The 359-nt window shown below is 65.2% G+C and carries 1 protein-coding gene; it reads right to left on the reverse strand.

Annotation, left to right across the window (positions count from 1 at the left end; genetic code table 11):
• Positions 1-359, reverse strand: a 359-nt coding sequence (locus P3R27_RS14940) for an ABC transporter substrate-binding protein (RefSeq protein ID WP_301399209.1), incomplete at both ends; no start/stop codon positions are given.

The raw sequence follows: 359 nt of genomic DNA on the forward strand, positions 1-359 counted from the left end.
AGGCTCCGCCCACGAAGAGCACATCGGGCTTTTCGGCCAGGGCCTTGCTCACGCCGCTGTAGAAATCGGTGGCGCGGTTGTAGCTCATGGCGTTCTCGGCCACCACGGTGCCGCCCAGCTTTTCCCAGCCGGGCTTGAAGGCGGCGACCCAGGCCTTGGCGTAGTCGTGGTCGGCGCCCACCAGGGCCACCTTCTTGCCGAAGCGGCCCATCACGTACTTGGAGAACGGGTCGATGTACGAGGTGAACTCGGGCGGGATGCGCAGGGTCAGCTTGTTGCCCCGGTTGGTGATCTGCGGCACCGAGCTGTAGGCCAGCACGATGAAGTTGCTGCGCTCGTTGGTGGTCTGCAGCGCGAAG

Origin of the sequence: Enterococcus spodopteracolus (assembly GCF_030441955.1) — a bacterium.
Lineage (GTDB): Bacteria > Bacillota > Bacilli > Lactobacillales > Enterococcaceae > Enterococcus_B > Enterococcus_B spodopteracolus.